General features: G+C 61.1%; 12 protein-coding genes. 5 read left to right on the top strand and 7 right to left on the bottom strand.

The annotated features are described in order from the left end of the window. Positions 1–115 precede the first annotated feature (115 nt). Together ACMYUN_RS05465 and ACMYUN_RS05460 are read right to left on the bottom strand one after the other, a co-directional pair. Positions 116–691: an ANTAR domain-containing response regulator gene (locus tag ACMYUN_RS05465; protein WP_007916390.1), complete on the bottom strand. Its 576-nt coding sequence runs from the start codon at positions 689–691 to the stop codon at positions 116–118. 15 nt (positions 692–706) lie between these two features. Then, positions 707–1918 carry a CmpA/NrtA family ABC transporter substrate-binding protein gene (locus ACMYUN_RS05460; RefSeq protein WP_415763176.1) on the bottom strand — a complete coding sequence of 404 codons (1212 nt, stop codon included), beginning with the start codon at positions 1916–1918 and terminating at the stop codon, positions 707–709. Positions 1919–2135: 217 nt separating this feature from the next. Here ACMYUN_RS05460 and ACMYUN_RS05455 point away from each other — a divergent pair, with 217 nt between their 5' ends. After that, positions 2136–3155, top strand: coding sequence for a quinone-dependent dihydroorotate dehydrogenase (locus ACMYUN_RS05455; protein WP_415763175.1), 1020 nt, complete (start codon positions 2136–2138; stop codon positions 3153–3155). A gap of 299 nt (positions 3156–3454) precedes the next feature. Here ACMYUN_RS05455 and rmf read toward each other — a convergent pair whose 3' ends face one another. Next, on the bottom strand, positions 3455–3670 hold the full coding sequence (gene rmf, locus ACMYUN_RS05450; protein ID WP_003223300.1) for a ribosome modulation factor: 216 nt from the start codon (positions 3668–3670) through the stop codon (positions 3455–3457). A 530-nt stretch (positions 3671–4200) separates the two neighbouring features. Between rmf and rlmKL the strand changes: the two genes are divergently transcribed. Next, complete coding sequence (gene rlmKL / locus ACMYUN_RS05445; RefSeq protein ID WP_415763174.1) at positions 4201–6471, top strand: bifunctional 23S rRNA (guanine(2069)-N(7))-methyltransferase RlmK/23S rRNA (guanine(2445)-N(2))-methyltransferase RlmL; 2271 nt, start codon at positions 4201–4203, stop codon at positions 6469–6471. A gap of 145 nt (positions 6472–6616) precedes the next feature. Next, positions 6617–9001, top strand: coding sequence for a diguanylate cyclase (locus ACMYUN_RS05440; RefSeq protein ID WP_415763173.1), 2385 nt, complete (start codon positions 6617–6619; stop codon positions 8999–9001). 160 nt (positions 9002–9161) lie between these two features. Here the strand turns inward: ACMYUN_RS05440 and dacB are convergent, their stop codons facing one another. Next, positions 9162–10622 carry a D-alanyl-D-alanine carboxypeptidase/D-alanyl-D-alanine-endopeptidase gene (dacB, locus tag ACMYUN_RS05435; protein ID WP_039763007.1) on the bottom strand — a complete coding sequence of 487 codons (1461 nt, stop codon included), beginning with the start codon at positions 10620–10622 and terminating at the stop codon, positions 9162–9164. A gap of 234 nt (positions 10623–10856) precedes the next feature. Here dacB and ACMYUN_RS05430 point away from each other — a divergent pair, with 234 nt between their 5' ends. Next, positions 10857–11201 carry a YggL family protein gene (locus ACMYUN_RS05430; RefSeq protein ID WP_016773843.1) on the top strand — a complete coding sequence of 115 codons (345 nt, stop codon included), beginning with the start codon at positions 10857–10859 and terminating at the stop codon, positions 11199–11201. 134 nt (positions 11202–11335) lie between these two features. On the opposite strand, the gene ACMYUN_RS05425 is transcribed toward ACMYUN_RS05430, so the two are convergent. Continuing rightward, positions 11336–12526 (bottom strand): benzoate/H(+) symporter BenE family transporter, encoded by a 1191-nt coding sequence (locus ACMYUN_RS05425; protein WP_415763172.1) that lies wholly within the window; start codon positions 12524–12526, stop codon positions 11336–11338. A gap of 273 nt (positions 12527–12799) precedes the next feature. Between ACMYUN_RS05425 and ACMYUN_RS05420 the strand changes: the two genes are divergently transcribed. Further along, a complete protein-coding gene (locus ACMYUN_RS05420) occupies positions 12800–13564 on the top strand; it encodes a GntR family transcriptional regulator (protein WP_007918375.1) in 765 nt (254 codons plus the stop codon). A 178-nt stretch (positions 13565–13742) separates the two neighbouring features. On the opposite strand, the gene guaD is transcribed toward ACMYUN_RS05420, so the two are convergent. Further along, positions 13743–15047, bottom strand: coding sequence for a guanine deaminase (gene guaD / locus ACMYUN_RS05415; protein WP_056784189.1), 1305 nt, complete (start codon positions 15045–15047; stop codon positions 13743–13745). 13 nt (positions 15048–15060) lie between these two features. After that, positions 15061–15918 carry a xanthine dehydrogenase accessory protein XdhC gene (gene xdhC / locus ACMYUN_RS05410; protein WP_415763171.1) on the bottom strand — a complete coding sequence of 286 codons (858 nt, stop codon included), beginning with the start codon at positions 15916–15918 and terminating at the stop codon, positions 15061–15063. Positions 15919–15925: the final 7 nt, after the last annotated feature.

Below are 15925 nucleotides of genomic sequence, written 5' to 3'. Positions count from 1 at the left end.
AGATCGTTCCCATGCTCCGCGTGGGAATGCCGCCATGGACGCTCCGCGTCCGCTCTTGCGAAGTGACGCAGAGCGTCACGGGATGCATTCCCACGCGGAGCGTGGGAACGATCATTCAGCCCAGCAACTCACTCATGGCAATGATCTGCTCCGCCACCTGAATCAGCTTCTGCTGGCGGCTCATGGCCTGGCGGCGCATCAGGGTGTAGGCCTCTTCTTCGTTGCAGTCCTTCATCTTCATCAGTAAACCCTTGGCCAGTTCGATGCGCTTGCGCTCGGCCAGTTGCTGATCACGGGCCTGCAATTGCGCGCGCAAAGCCTGGTCACTCTCGAAGCGCGCCATCGCCACATCGAGAATCGGCTGCAGCCGCTGTGCGTGAATGCCTTCGACGATGTAGGCACTGACCCCGGACTTGATCGCCTGACGCATCACCCCCGGATCATGTTCGTCGGTGAACATCACGATTGGCCGGGGCTGGTCGCGGCTGACCAGTACCACTTGCTCCATGACATCGCGGCTCGGTGACTCGGTATCGATCAGGATCACGTCCGGGCGCACCGTTTCGACGCGCGCCGGCAGGTCAATGGTCAGACCGGACTCGTCGATCACTTCGAAGCCGGCCTCGGTCAGCGCCGCTTTCAGGCGTCCGACTTTTTTCGCGGTATCGTTGATCAGCAGAATGCGCAACATGTTCGCGGTCTCCTGTCAGCGCTGGGCGAGAAGCGGGGCGGCGTCGCTCAGGGCATGCAGCTTGAAACTGCGCGCATAGCCCGCCGGATCGCTGCCGTCCCAGACCTTGCCGTCGAGCAATTGGCTGCTGCGCAGGTCTGCGCAGGAAGACGCTACGCCGACAGCGCTCGCTGCCTCGCGATACAAATCCAGGCGCTGAACCTGGCGGGCGACGGCCAGATAATCCGGATCCTCGCGCAACAGACCCCAGCGACGGAACTGGGTCATGAACCACATGCCGTCGGAAAGGTAGGGCAGATTGACCTCGCCATCGCCATGAAAACGCAGCGCATGCGGATCCTGCCAGCGATTACCGAGGCCATCGGCGTAGTCGCCCATAAAACGCGGCTCGATGCACGCGGCGGGGGTGTCGAGGTATTCGGTGGCGCTGAGTAATTGCGCGGTACTGCGGCGGTTTTCCGGGCTTTCTTCGATGAAGCGACTGGCCTCAAGAATGGCCATGACCAGCGCCCGCGCGGTGTTGGGATATTGCTCGACGAATTCGCGGGTGCAGCCGAGGACTTTTTCCGGGTGGTCGGGCCAGATGCTCTGGCTGGTCGCCAGGGTGAAGCCGAGGTCCTGCTGCACGGCGCTGGCCGCCCACGGTTCGCCGACGCAAAAGCCGTCGATGCGCCCGGCTTGCAGGTGCGCGACCATTTGCGGCGGCGGCACCACCACGCTGTCGACGTCCTGCAACGGATGAATGCCCTGGCTCGCCAGCCAGTAGTACAGCCACATCGCGTGTGTGCCGGTGGGGAAGGTCTGGGCGAAGGTCAGTTTTGCGCGGCTTTGGTGCACATGCCGATCGAGCGCTTCAGGACTGTTCACGCCAGCCTGTTGCAAACCATGGGACAGGTTCAGGCTCTGGCCATTCTGGTTCACGCCCATCAGCACCGCCATGTCGGTGGGGGCGACGCCGCCGATGCCCAGGTGCACCGCATAAATCAGCCCGTACAGGCTGTGCGCGGCATCCAGTTCGCCGCTGACCAGTTTGTCGCGCAGGTTGGCCCAAGATGCCTGACGCTTGAGGTTCAGAGTCAGGCCGTAGGGCTGGGCGAAGCCCTGAGTGGCGGCGACCACCACCGAGGCGCAGTCGCTCAGCGCCATGAAGCCGAGATTGATCGCGCTTTTTTCCGGCGCATCGCTGCCGTTGACCCAGGCCAGAGGCCCCAAGGACGTTTCGTTCATACGCTACCTCAAAAAAAACGCCGTCCCGGATTCTGCGCAGGCAAAACCGGGGACGACGCCATTGTCCTGGCCTGCGCGCCGTCATTGGTCGGCAGACTGATGAGCAGGGCGGTGCAAGGCATATGCCAGTCGCCTGATTCGCGCAGGCGCCTCGCGCCGGGCGACGATGCCCGGCTATAATCGCCGCCTCTTTTCGCCGCCCGAGTCATTGCCGCCCATGTACACCCTGGCCCGTCAGCTGTTGTTCAAACTTTCCCCGGAAACCTCCCACGATCTGTCGCTGGATCTGATCGGCGCGGGTGGACGTTTGGGCCTCAACGGCTTGTTGTGCAAGGCACCGGCAAAGATGCCGGTGACCGTCATGGGGCTGGAGTTCCCGAACCCGGTGGGGCTTGCGGCAGGCCTGGACAAGAACGGCGCGGCCATCGATGGTTTTGCGCAACTGGGCTTTGGCTTCGTTGAAATCGGCACCGTGACCCCGCGTCCACAACCGGGTAACCCGAAACCACGGATCTTCCGCCTGCCGGAAGCCGACGCGATCATCAACCGCATGGGTTTCAACAACCTTGGCGTGGATAATTTGCTGGCGCGGGTCGCTGCGGCAAAATACAAGGGCGTGCTGGGCATCAACATTGGCAAGAATTTCGACACCCCGGTCGAGCGTGCGGTCGACGATTACCTGATCTGCCTGGACAAGGTTTACGCCCACGCCAGCTACGTCACCGTCAACGTCAGCTCGCCAAACACCCCGGGCCTGCGCAGCCTGCAGTTCGGTGATTCGCTCAAGCAATTGCTCGCGGATCTGGCCACGCGCCGCGCTGAACTGGCGTTGCGTCACGGCAAGCATGTGCCGCTGGCGATCAAGATCGCGCCGGACATGACCGACGAAGAAACTGCGCAGGTGGCCCAGGCGTTGATCGAAACCGGCATGGACGCGGTCATCGCCACCAACACCACCCTGAGCCGTGTCGGCGTCGAAGGCATGGAGCATGGCGACGAGGCGGGTGGTCTGTCCGGCGCGCCGGTGCGTGAGAAGAGCACCAACACGGTGAAAGTGCTGGCGGGCGAGTTGGCCGGGCGTTTGCCGATCATCGCTGCGGGCGGTATTACCGAAGGCAAGCATGCGGCGGAGAAGATCACTGCCGGCGCGAGCCTGGTGCAGATCTATTCGGGCTTCATCTACAAAGGCCCGGCGCTGATTCGTGAATCGGTAGACGCCATCGCCGCGCTGCGCTGAGGATTGCGGAGGCCTTGTGGGAGCCTTTGTGGCGAGGGGATTTATCCCCGCTGGGCTGCCCAGCAGCCCCAAACCTTGCACATTGATATGCCAGTTAAATTGAAGTTCCGACTTCGCGACTGCTGCGCAGCCGAGCGGGGATAAATCCCCTCGCCACGTGGATCCCGATTAACCTTTTTTGCAGGCAATAAAAAGGGCTCCTCGAAGGAGCCCCTGGGCCGTAGCCCGCCGTCCGGGAAGGACGTGCGTGGTTAATTCAATGCAGATTCAGATTGTCGTGTCGGAATAAATGCCCTGTGTCAGCCGACGGCGTGAAGTTCGTTGAGTCTGTGGATTCCCGCAGTGCCGGTCATACCGTCCCAGTTGTCGCCGCGTCCTTCTCGCCAGCCGTTGATCCAGGCTTGGCGTACCGACGGTAGAGTAAATGGGCAAAGCTCACGGGATTTACCACCAACGCCATATTGATATCCGCGCAAAAATGCTCTTTCCAACGGATCACGCTTAAGTCTTCTCATAGGGTGTTTCCCTCACTTGTTGACTGTAGTGTCGCGTTGACCTCAATTGAGGTCTGGCAGAAAAAAACCTGCCATTGTGCGGCTCGCTGCCGGCGTGGCGAGCCAAGGTGTTGACGCCGTTGCGACGTCAACCTGCGCTCAGTTCTAACCAATGAGTCACATCGAGGGAATGATCGTTTTGTCATAAGCACGTAACGGAAAGGATGCTATGGCGATAAGTAACTGCGTATTTATTCAACGTGCATTGCGCAAACCCCGGTATGATCGGCGCCCCGCTGATCCAGCGGGTCAATCCTTAGTGAGAATGACCCACGTTTGCGCTTGGGTACTATTCGACGAAGGGTCGCTTTCAGTCTTTTTGTTGCACCAACTTTTTTATCTGTCCCGGCATCTAAGCTCTTTTAACCCGAGCAGCGGGGATGGAACGGCACACCTTCGTGCCACGCGGGCGCTCTTTCAGAAAAGCGCCTGATTGAAAACCGGGTCGGCAATGCGTTGCCGGCCCACTAGCCAAAGGCTCTGGAATTACCATGTCCGATCGTTTCGAACTCTTCCTCACTTGCCCCAAAGGCCTTGAAGGCCTGCTCATCGAGGAAGCCGTCGGGCTTGGCCTTGAAGAAGCGCGCGAGCACACCTCCGCCGTGCGTGGCATGGCAACCATGGAAACCGCCTATCGCCTGTGCCTCTGGTCGCGTCTGGCGAACCGCGTGTTGCTGGTGCTCAAGCGTTTCCCGATGAAAGACGCCGAAGACCTCTACCACGGCGTGCTCGACATTGACTGGCAGGATCACATGCTCAGCGACGGCACCCTGGCCGTCGAATTCAGCGGCCACGGCTCGGGCATCGACAACACCCATTTCGGCGCGCTGAAAGTCAAAGACGCAATCGTCGACAAGCTGCGCACGCCGCAGGGCGACCGCCCGTCGATCGACAAGCTCAACCCGGACTTGCGCATTCACCTGCGTCTGGATCGCGGCGAAGCGATTCTGTCCCTCGACCTGTCCGGCCACAGCCTGCACCAGCGCGGCTACCGCTTGCAGCAGGGCGCGGCGCCGCTGAAGGAAAACCTTGCCGCCGCCATCCTGATTCGTTCCGGCTGGCCGCGTATTGCTGCCGAAGGTGGCGCACTGGCTGACCCGATGTGCGGTGTCGGCACATTCCTCGTCGAAGCAGCGATGATCGCCGCCGACATGGCGCCGAACCTGCGTCGCGAGCAGTGGGGCTTTACCGCGTGGCTCGGTCACGTACCGGCGCTGTGGAAAAAACTTCATGAAGAAGCCGCCGAGCGCGCCGCTGCTGGCCTGGCCAAGCCACCGCTGTGGATTCGCGGTTATGAAGCTGACCCTCGTCTGATTCAGCCGGGCCGCAACAACGTCGAACGCGCCGGCCTCAGCGAGTGGATCAAGATCTACCAGGGCGAAGTGGCGACCTTCGAGCCGCGCCCGGATCAAAACCAGAAAGGCCTGGTCATCTGCAATCCGCCGTACGGCGAGCGTCTCGGTGACGAAGCGAGCCTGCTTTATCTCTACCAGAATCTGGGCGAGCGTCTGCGTCAGGCCTGCCTGAACTGGGAAGCGGCGGTGTTCACCGGCGCCCCGGATCTGGGCAAGCGCATGGGCATTCGCAGCCATAAGCAATATTCGTTCTGGAACGGCGCGCTGCCGTGCAAGCTGTTGCTGATCAAGGTCTTGCCGGATCAGTTCGTCACTGGCGAACGCCGCACCCCGGAACAGCGTCAGGCCGAGCGCGAGCAAGCCGCTTACGATCAGACCCCGGATGAACCGCAAGAGCGCAAGTTCAACAAGAACGGTAACCCGATCAAGCCGACGCCAGCCCCGGCGCCAGTGATCGAACAGCCGCGCCTGAGCGAAGGCGGGCAGATGTTTGCCAATCGCTTGCAGAAAAATCTCAAGGCAATGGGCAAGTGGGTCAAGCGCGAAGCCATCGATTGCTACCGCGTTTACGATGCCGACATGCCGGAATACGCGATGGCCATTGATCTGTACCACGACTGGGTGCACGTTCAGGAATACGCCGCGCCGAAATCCATCGACCCGGAAAAGGCTTCGGCGCGTATGTTCGATGCGCTGGCGGCCATTCCGCAGGCGTTGAATGTCGACAAGAACCGCGTGGTGGTGAAACGCCGCGAGCGCCAGAGTGGCACCAAACAGTACGAGCGTCAGGCTGCGCAGGGCAAGTTCGTCGAGGTCAATGAAGGTGGCGTGAAGCTGCTGGTCAACCTTACCGATTACCTCGACACCGGCCTGTTCCTCGATCACCGGCCGATGCGCATGCGTATCCAGAAAGAGGCGGCCGGCAAACGCTTCCTGAATCTGTTCTGCTACACCGCGACTGCCAGCGTGCACGCGGCCAAGGGCGGCGCGCGCAGCACCACCAGCGTCGACCTGTCGAAAACCTATCTGGACTGGGCGCGGCGCAACCTGTCGCTGAATGGCTTCTCGGACAAGAACCGTCTGGAGCAGGGCGACGTCATGGCGTGGCTGGAAAGCAGCCGCGACGAATACGACCTGATCTTCATCGACCCGCCGACGTTCTCCAACTCCAAGCGCATGGAAGGCATCTTCGACGTGCAGCGCGATCAGGTGCAGTTGATTGACCTGGCCATGGCGCGTCTGGCACCGGGTGGCGTGCTGTATTTCTCCAACAACTTCCGCAAGTTCCAGTTGGAGGAAAATCTCGCCGAGCGTTATGCGGTCGAGGAAATCAGCGCGCAGACCATTGATCCGGATTTTGCCCGCAATACCAAGATCCACCGCGCCTGGAAAATCACGGCTCGTTGACGCTTTCGCCGGTTGGATCCACAGAGCGTTGATTTTTAACGGCTCGGTGGATCCAGCGGTGCTAGCTAAATTAGTGGCTAATAGCTATAACTCACTCACCGCCAATGGGGTTTTTCCCGGGAATCTGGCGGAGTGAGTCGTGCTTATGCCGTTGCACCCCGTGCGCCCGAAAATCCTCGGTTTCATCAGCGAAGACGTCTCAGCCTGGCTGGTCGCGCTGTTGGTATTGCTTGCCGGCGGGATTCTCACCGGGCTGCTCGCATGGGGCACCTTCAATCAGTTTCAGCAACAATCGCGTCAGCGTTTCCAGCTGCTGGCCAATGAACGCTACAGCCGCATCGCCGAACGTTTTCAGGACCAGGAGCAACGTCTCGATGGTCTGCGCCGGTTTTTTGCCAACTCCGAATCGGTGTCCCGCGCCGAATTCGACGGTTACTCCCGCCCCTTGTTGCTGCGCACCCAAGCCTACACCTACGCCCCGAAAGTCGCTGGCGCCGATCGGGCTGCGTTCGAACAGCGCGTGCGTGATGAAGGCCTGAGCGATTTCACCATTCGTGAACTGGACGCCAAAGGCGAATTGCAACTGGCGCCGCCGCGTGACGCATACGTGCCGGTGCTCTATACCCAGACCCAAAGTCGACTGGCGCCCCCGCTGGGCTACGACTTGCTCGCCCAACCCTTGCGCCGCGAAACACTGCAGCGCGCCGACCACCTCGGCAGCATGGTCGTGTCAAAACCGATGCATCTGGTAGGCATCGAGTCGTCCTACGCGCGCGGGGTTTTGCTGCTGGCACCGGTCATTCGCCCGGGCGAGTCGCAGCCGCTCGGTTACGTGATGGCGGTGATCAGCATGCGCCAGTTGCTCGCCGACGGTCTGCCCGATGCCCTGCACGATTATCTGTCGGTGCGGATTCTCGACTTGTCGACCCAGGGTCAGCACGAGGCGTTGTTCGAGTCGACCAACGAGGCGGTGCCCGGCGATCTGGCGGCGACGCGTTTGCTGCGCATGGCCGATCACGATTATCAGGTCGATATCTTGCCAAGTTACGCGTTCATGCAGGCCAACCATTCTTCGGTGGGCAGCGTGATCATTCTCGGCGGCTTGCTCAGCGCGCTGCTCAGTGCCTTGCTTTACGTGCTGGTCAGTCAGCGCCAGCGCGCGGTGCGGCTGGTCGAGGTACGCACCCAGGAACTGCACGAGCGTGAGCAGGAACTGCGCGGCACCCACGGCCAGTTGCGCGGTGTATTGAATGCCGCCACCCAGGTCGCGATCATCGCCACCGACCTGCGCGGAGTGATCAACACTTTCAACCCCGGGGCTGAGCAAATGCTCGGCTACAGCAGCGCCGAAGTGGTCGGGCGCATGACCCTGGAAAACCTGCATCTACCTCGCGAGCTGGCGGCGCGTTCCGCCGAGTTGAGCGCACGCTATGGCAAAAGTATTCCGACCTGCCACGCGATGCTGGTCGAGGGCGGCGAAGTCGGCGGCCATGAAGCACGCGAGTGGACGCTGGTGCGCAGCGACGGCAGTCATCTGCCGGTGAACATGCTCGCTACGCCGGTGCTCGACGAACAAGGCCTGTGGGTCGGGCATCTGGCGATCTGCATCGACATCACCGAACGCAAGCGCGTTCACGAAGTACTGGCGGCGCGGGACATTCTGCTAAAGAAGCTCAGCGCCCATGTTCCGGGCGGCATCTATCAGTTCAAGATGGAATTCGACGGGCGTTTCAGCGTGATCTATGCCAGCGACGGCATCCGCGAGATCTACGAGCTGGAGCCGGACGCGCTGCTGTTCGACGCCGAGGCGATCTTCAGCCGCATCCACCCACAGGACGCCATTCGCGTGCGCTCATCGATCCGTGAATCGGCGGAAAATCTCAGCCCGTGGCGCGAGGAGTACCGCGTGCAACTGCCCGAGCGCGGCTTGCGCTGGGTGCGCGGAGAAGCGACGCCGGAGGAACTGCCCGGTGGCGGGGTGCTGTGGCACGGCTACATCTCGGACATTTCCGACCTCAAGCGCGTGGAAGAAGAATTGCGCGCGTTGTCGATCACTGATTCGCTGACCGGCATTCACAACCGTCGCTATTTCCAGGAACGCCTGACCACGGAAATGGCCCGGGTCGAGCGGGGCGGCGGCGAGTTGTCGGTAATCATGCTCGACATCGACCACTTCAAACGCATCAACGACCATTACGGCCACGCCGTCGGCGACCGTGTGCTGCAAGCAGTCTGCGAGCGAATTGGCCATCGTCTGCGTCGCACCGATGTGTTCTGCCGTTTGGGCGGCGAAGAGTTCATGGTGCTGTGCCCGGACATCGACGGCGAGCACGCGTACATGCTGGCGATGGAGTTGTGGGAAGGCCTGCGCAGCGCGCCGGTGGATGTGGTTGGCGTGGTCACCGCCAGTTTCGGCATCGCCAGCTGGCGGCCGGGGGAGGGCGCGGATGCGTTGTTGCTGCGCGCTGACTCAGGGGTTTACGCAGCGAAGCAGAATGGCCGGGATCGGGTTGAGCGGGAGATGAGCTGATTCGAACCTGACACCTGACCCTGTGGGGCAGAGGGGATCTGGCGCTGATTTTCTGTGGGAGCGAGCCTGCTCGCGAAAGCGGTGTGACAGTCACTGAACATGCTGACTGAACCTGACGCCTTCGCGAGCAGGCTCGCTCCCACAATTGCATCTGCTGCGCCTACAGCACCGAAGCGGTCTGCGGCAGTTTTGGCTGTTTGTACAGATCCAGCAGCACCTGGTCGAGCACCGACGAGGCGCCGAACGGGGCCTTGTCGTTGAGGATCGCCACCACCGCCCAGGTATTGCCGTTCACGTCACGGCTGAAACCGGCGATCGCGCGCACGGTGTTCAGCGTGCCGGTCTTGACGTGGGCTTCGCCGCGCATCGCCGTGGTTTTCAGGCGTTTGCGCATGGTGCCGTCGGTACCGGCAATCGGCAGCGAGCTGATGTACTCGGCGGCGTACGGGCTGTGCCAGGCGGCCTGCAGCATGTTGGCCATCTCACGCGCGCTGACCCGCTCGGCCCGCGACAGACCGGAGCCGTTTTCCATCACCAGATGCGGCGCGGTGATGCCTTTCTTCGCCAGCCACTGACGCACCACGCGTTGCGCGGCCCGGGCGTCGTCACCGTCGGCATCGTTGCGGAAACGCTGGCCAAGGCTGAGGAACAGCTGCTGGGCCATGGTGTTGTTACTGTATTTGTTGATGTCGCGGATGATCTCGGCCAGATCCGGCGAGTACGCGCGGGCGAGCAGTTTGGCGCTGCTCGGCGTTGGCGCCAGGCGATCCTTGCCCTGAATGCTGCCACCCAGTTCCTTCCAGATCGCCCGCACGGCGCCGGCGGTGTAGGTCGCGTGGTCGAGCAGCGACAGGTAAGTCTGCGAGCTGCAGCCTTCGCCCAACTGGCCGCCAACGGTCACGGTCACGCTGCCATCGGCCTGCGGCACCGGGTTGTAGCGCACGCCGCCGGTGCATTGCTTGGACGGCAGGGCCTTGACGGTGTTTTCGATACGAATGCTGGCAATCGGCGGCTCCACCGAAATCAACACGCGGCCACCGTCATTGCGCGCGACGAAGCGCAGGGCCTTGAGGTTGACCAGCAGCGAATCGGGCTTGACCAGGAACGGCTTGTTGTCGTCGTTGCCGTCATCGTTGAATTCCGGCAATTGCGGCTGCACGAAGAAGTTGCGGTCGAGGATCAGGTCGCCGGTGATCTGCGTCACGCCGTTGGCGCGCAGGTCGCGCATCAACAGCCAGAGTTTCTCCATGTTCAGCTTCGGGTCACCGCCACCCTTGAGGTAGAGGTTGCCGTTGAGAATGCCGCCGCTCAGGTCGCCGTCGGTGTAGAACTCGGTTTTCCACTGATGGTTGGGGCCGAGCATTTCCAGCGCCGCATAAGTGGTGACCAGTTTCATCGTCGACGCCGGATTGACCGACACGTCGGCGTTGAACACGGTCGGTGTACCCGGACCGTCGAGCGGCACCATCACCAGCGACAGCGCGGTGGGCTGCAGCTTGCTGGCCTTGAGGGCTTTTTCGACGTTCGGGGTGAGGGAAGTGTTGATGGTGGCAGCGGAGACAGGCAAGGCCAGAGGCAGAAGAAGGCCGGCGAGAAACAGTGGACGCAACGATTTGATCATATGCAATAAAACCCTGCTAAAGAGGGGAAAAAAGACGAGGACATGGATGAAAAGGCCCTCAGTGGTCATGAAAGTGTCGGCATTATGCCCCAAGCTGTAACAGCTTGTGCCGTGTGGGGACCGGCCAAACGCTTATTTTTTTACAGGCGGTCGGCTGCAGCGGCCAGAGAGTCGGGCAATCGCTGGCTTAAACTGGTAAAGTGCCGGCCGTTATTACTTAAGAGGATTGTTCCAATGGCGACTAACCGTTCCCAGCGTCTGCGCAAAAAACTGTGCGTTGATGAATTTCAAGAGCTGGGTTTCGAACTGAACCTGGACTTCAAAGAAGACTTGTCCGAAGAAGCCATTGACGCTTTCCTCGAAGCATTCATCAAAGAAGCCATGGAAGCCAACGGTCTGGGTTATGTTGGCGGCGACGACTTCGGTCTGGTGTGCCTGCAGAAGCGTGGCTCGGTCAACGAAGAGCAGCGCGCTGCCGTTGAAGCCTGGCTGAAAAACCGCTCCGAGCTGACCAAGTACGAAGTCAGCCCGCTGCTGGACGTGTGGTATCCAGAAAAGCCGATCAACGCGGCCAAGTGATACTGAAAAAACGGCGACCTTCGGGTCGCCGTTTTTTTTCGTGGATCAAAAGATCGCAGCCTCGTTTTACTCGTCAGCTCCTACAGGGGAACGCGATCTCCTGTGGGAGCTGCCGAAGGCTGCGATCTTTGCTTTTAGGCTTTACGCCAATTCAAAATCACCAGCGTCACCACCCCCGCAACAATCCCCCAGAACGCCGAACCGATGGAAAACAGCGTCAACCCCGACGCCGTGACCATAAAGGTGATCAACGCCGCTTCACGTTCCTTCGCCTCAGTCATGGCAATGCTCAAGCCATTGATGATCGAACCGAACAACGCCAGCGCGGCAATCGACAGCACCAGTTCTTTCGGTAATGCGGCAAACAACGCCGCCAGCGTCGCGCCGAACACCCCGGCAATCCCGTAGAACACGCCGCACCACACCGCGGCGGTGTAACGCTTGCTGCGATCTTCGTGGGCATGCGGGCCGGTGCAGATCGCTGCGCTGATGGCCGCGAGGTTGATGCCGTGGGAGCCGAACGGCGCCAGCAACAGCGAGGCGATGCCGGTGGTAGTGATCAGTGGCGAGGCCGGGACGTTATAGCCATCGGCACGCAGCACGGCGATGCCGGGCATGTTCTGCGAGGTCATCGCCACCACGAACAGCGGAATGCCAATGCTGATGGTCGCCGCCAGGGAAAAATGTGGCGTAGTCCAGACCGGCGTGGCCACTTCCAGATGAAAGGCGCTGAAATCCAGCAGCCCCATCAAGCCCGACAGTGCAGTGCCGATCAGCAGCGCCGCGAGCACGGCATAGCGTGGCGACAGGCGCTTGACCACCAGATAGGTGAAAAACATCCCCAGCACCAGTCCGGTACGGTGTTGCGCGGCGACGAAGATTTCGCTGCCGATCTTGAACAGAATCCCTGCCAGCAGAGCGGCCGCCAAAGAGGCCGGGATCTTTTTCACCAGACGTTCGAAGCTGCCGGTCAGGCCGCAGATCGTCACCAGTACCGCGCAAGTGACATAGGCGCCGATCGCCTCGCCGTAACTGACACCGCCCAGGCTGGTGATCAGCAATGCCGCGCCGGGGGTCGACCAGGCAATGGTGATCGGTGTGCGATAGCGCAGCGACAGACCGATCGAACATACGGCCATGCCGATCGAAATCGCCCAGATCCACGAAGAAATCTGCACGCTGCTCAGGCCGGCCGCTTGTCCGGCCTGGAACATCAGCACCAGCGAGCTGGTGTAACCGGTCATCATCGCGATGAAACCGGCGACGATGGCGGAAGGCGAAGTGTCGGCAAGAGGGCGCAGGCGGGCGTGGGTGGCGTCGGTCATGACGGCGGTGTTCCTTATAGCAATGGAGATGTCCGCCACAACACAGAACCTCTGTGGGAGGATCGCGGTCATGCAGCGGATTCTGCGATCAAGCCTAAACTCAAACCTGACAAACCGTTGCAATACAGCCGCAGGCGCAAACAGCCGTACAGTCGTGTTGCCACCATTCATTGTGTACAATCGCGCTGTTTTTTACGCGATACTTGCCAGCGACCTACTGTGCCGTATTACAGTCACGGTCTATTCGCCGCAGCTTTCCCGACTCGAGTGCCCATGAACGAACAGTTGCAACCCCTCAAGAAACAACCGCGAGCAGGCAAAGCCGGCCGCAGCGGAACCCAGGACGATATTGTCTACGCGCATATCTTCGAGGCCATCCTCGAACAGCGTCTGGCGCCCGGCACCAAATTGAGCGAAGAAGCGCTGGGGGAAATCTTCGGGGTCAGCCGCACCATCATTCGCCGCGCGCTGTCGCGTCTGGCCCATGAAGGAGTGGTGCTGTTGCGGCCGAACCGTGGCGCCGTCGTCGCCAGCCCGAGTGTTGAGGAAGCGCGTCAGGTGTTTCTCGCCCGGCGTCTGGTCGAGCGGGCGATCACTGAATTGGCGGTGCAACATGCCACTGCCGAGCAGATCGCCGAGCTGCGGCAGATGGTCAACGATGAGCGCGACAGTTTCTCGCGCGGCGATCGCGGCGCCGGTATTCGGCTGTCGGGCGAATTCCACCTGAAGCTGGCGGAGGCGGCGATGAACGCGCCGTTGATCAGCTTCCAGCGCAGCCTGGTGTCGCAGACTTCATTGATCATCGCCCAGTACGAAAGCGGCAACCGCTCGCATTGCTCGTACGATGAACACACCCAGTTGATCGACGCGATCGAGAAACGCGACGGTGAGCTGGCGGTGAACCTGATGATGCATCACATGGATCACATCGACAGCAAGCTCAACCTCGACGAGGAAGGCGCGTCGGATGATCTGCATGCGGTGTTCTCGCATTTGTTGCAGACCAAGAAGCCAGGGCGTCCAGCGGCCAAGCTCTGATCTCATTGATTAAAAAAAATCCCCCGCAGCTGGAAAGGTGCGGGGGATTTTTTTTGCCTGACTGATCGTTCCCACGCTCTGCGTGGGAATGCAGACCGTGACGCTCCGCGTCACTGGACGCGGAGCGTCCCTTGAGGCATTCCCACGCAGAGCGTGGGAACGATCAGCACGAAGAGGCTTATCGCTGATGCACCAGCGCCCCCGCAGCGTAAGTCTGCTGCACCGTCCGGTCATCACCCAAGGTCATCAACACAAACAACGTCTCGGCAATGTTATTGGACTGCTTCAAGCGATAACTCAGCAGCGGCGTGGCGTTGTAATCCAGTACCAGAAAGTCGGCATCGGAGCCCGGTTGCAGGTTGCCGATCCTGTCTTCCAGGCGCAGCGCCCGCGCGCCACCCAGCGTTGCCAGGTACAGCGACTTGAACGGGCTCAGGCGCGCGCCTTGCAGTTGCATCACTTTGTACGCTTCGTTCAGCGTCTGCAGCAGCGAGAAACTGGTGCCGCCGCCGACGTCGGTGCCGAGGCCGACATTGAGCTTGTGTTTTTCCGCCATCGGCAGGTTGAACAGGCCGCTGCCGAGGAACAGGTTCGAGGTCGGGCAGAACGAGATCGCCGAGCCGGTTTCTGCCAGTCGCGCGCATTCTTCGTCACACAAGTGCACGCCGTGGGCAAACACCGAGCGTTCGCCGAGCAACTGGTAGTGATCGTAGACGTCGAGGTAGCCCTTGCGCTCCGGAAACAGCTCTTTGACCCACTCGATTTCCTTGAGGTTTTCGCTGATGTGGGTCTGCATGTACAGATCCGGATATTCCGTGAGCAGTTGCCCGGCGAGGGTCAGTTGTTCCGGGGTGCTGGTGGGGGCGAAGCGCGGCGTCACCGCATAGTGCAAACGGCCCTTGCCGTGCCAGCGCTCGATCAGCGCCTTGCTGTCGACGTAGCTGGATTCAGCGGTATCGACCAGATAATCCGGGGCATTGCGGTCCATCATCACCTTGCCGGCGATCATGCGCAGGTCGAGCTTCTCGGCCGCCTCGAAAAACGAATTCACCGATTGCGGATGCACGCTGCCGAACACCAGCGCCGTGGTGGTGCCGTTGCGCAGCAGTTCCTTGATGAAAATATCGGCCACTTCGTCGGCGTGGGCCTTGTCGCCAAACTGGCTTTCGCAGGGGAAGGTGTAGGTGTTCAGCCAGTCGAGCAATTGCTCGCCATAGGAGCCGACCATCCCGGTTTGCGGCAGGTGAATGTGCGTATCGATAAAGCCCGGGGTGATCAGCGCATCCTGATAATGGTTGATCTCGATATCCGCCGGCAGGGTTGGCAGCAGTTCGCTGGCGTGGCCGAGGGCGCTGATCTTGCCGTCATCGACCACCAGCAGGCCGTCCTCGAAATATTCATAGGAGGCTTCGATACCGACTTCGGCAGGGTCGGCAATGCTGTGCAGAATGGCGGCGCGGTAGGCTTTGCGAGTCAAAGGCATGAGGGTTCTCTAATCAGTTTGAGGCTTTGAGTTTGGCGGACTGGCTGCGGCGCGAGGCGGGCAGCAGTCGGGCAATCGGTTCGGCGCGGGCGCTGTGCTGGCCGAAGTTGGCGTTGTAGGTGGCGATGATTTCGCCGGCGATGGAGATGGCGATTTCCACAGGCAGTTTGCCTTTGACTTCGCCGATGCCCATCGGGCAGCGCATGCGCTGCACCACGCTCGGCTCGAAACCACGATCGCGCAGGCGGTGTTCGAATTTGGCGCGTTTGGTTTTCGAGCCGATCAGGCCGAACCAGGTGAAATCGTTGCGCTTGAGAATCGCGGCGGTCAGTTCCAGATCAAGCTGATGGTTGTGGGTCATGACGATGCAGTAGCTGCCGGCGGGCAGGTCATCGACTTCATCGACCGGTTCTTCGCTGGCGATTTTACGCACGCCGTGGGGGATGTGTTCAGGGAACTCGGCCTCGCGCGAATCGATCCAGCGCACCCGGCAGGGCAGGCTGGCCAGCAGCGGGACGAGGGCGCGACCGACGTGGCCGGCACCGAACACGGCAATCTGCGCCTGGACTTGGCCCATTGGTTCGAACAGCAACACCGTGGCGCCGCCGCAGCACTGGCCGAGGCTGGCGCCGAGGCTGAAGCGCTCCAGATGGGTGTCCTGCTTGCCGCTGGCGAGCATCTCGCGGGCGATCTGCATGGCTTTGAATTCCAGATGCCCGCCACCGATGGTGTCGAACAGGCGGTCGGCGCTGACGACCATTTTCGAGCCGGCGTTGCGTGGCGTCGAGCCGAGTTCTTCGATGATCGTCACCAGCACACAGGGCTCGCCCTGGTTCTGCAGGTCGGCGAGGGCGTCGATCCAGTTGTACATATGTCAC

This window comes from Pseudomonas sp. CP4, from assembly GCF_047758505.1.
In the GTDB taxonomy this organism is placed as follows: domain Bacteria; phylum Pseudomonadota; class Gammaproteobacteria; order Pseudomonadales; family Pseudomonadaceae; genus Aquipseudomonas; species Aquipseudomonas fluorescens_AO.
This window is presented reverse-complemented; position numbering and strand designations above follow the sequence as displayed.

What these genes read in the sequence shown, in the direction of transcription:
- ACMYUN_RS05460 (WP_415763176.1), bottom strand. Translation starts at nt 1,918, where the DNA reads ATGAACGAAACGTCCTTGGGGCCTCTGGCCTGGGTCAACGGCAGCGAT.
- ACMYUN_RS05455 (WP_415763175.1), top strand. Translation starts at nt 2,136, where the DNA reads ATGTACACCCTGGCCCGTCAGCTGTTGTTCAAACTTTCCCCGGAAACC.
- guaD (WP_056784189.1), bottom strand. Translation starts at nt 15,047, where the DNA reads ATGCCTTTGACTCGCAAAGCCTACCGCGCCGCCATTCTGCACAGCATT.
- ACMYUN_RS05465 (WP_007916390.1), bottom strand. Translation starts at nt 691, where the DNA reads ATGTTGCGCATTCTGCTGATCAACGATACCGCGAAAAAAGTCGGACGC.
- dacB (WP_039763007.1), bottom strand. Translation starts at nt 10,622, where the DNA reads ATGATCAAATCGTTGCGTCCACTGTTTCTCGCCGGCCTTCTTCTGCCT.
- ACMYUN_RS05425 (WP_415763172.1), bottom strand. Translation starts at nt 12,526, where the DNA reads ATGACCGACGCCACCCACGCCCGCCTGCGCCCTCTTGCCGACACTTCG.
- rlmKL (WP_415763174.1), top strand. Translation starts at nt 4,201, where the DNA reads ATGTCCGATCGTTTCGAACTCTTCCTCACTTGCCCCAAAGGCCTTGAA.
- ACMYUN_RS05420 (WP_007918375.1), top strand. Translation starts at nt 12,800, where the DNA reads ATGAACGAACAGTTGCAACCCCTCAAGAAACAACCGCGAGCAGGCAAA.
- ACMYUN_RS05440 (WP_415763173.1), top strand. Translation starts at nt 6,617, where the DNA reads ATGCCGTTGCACCCCGTGCGCCCGAAAATCCTCGGTTTCATCAGCGAA.
- rmf (WP_003223300.1), bottom strand. Translation starts at nt 3,670, where the DNA reads ATGAGAAGACTTAAGCGTGATCCGTTGGAAAGAGCATTTTTGCGCGGA.
- xdhC (WP_415763171.1), bottom strand. Translation starts at nt 15,918, where the DNA reads ATGTACAACTGGATCGACGCCCTCGCCGACCTGCAGAACCAGGGCGAG.
- ACMYUN_RS05430 (WP_016773843.1), top strand. Translation starts at nt 10,857, where the DNA reads ATGGCGACTAACCGTTCCCAGCGTCTGCGCAAAAAACTGTGCGTTGAT.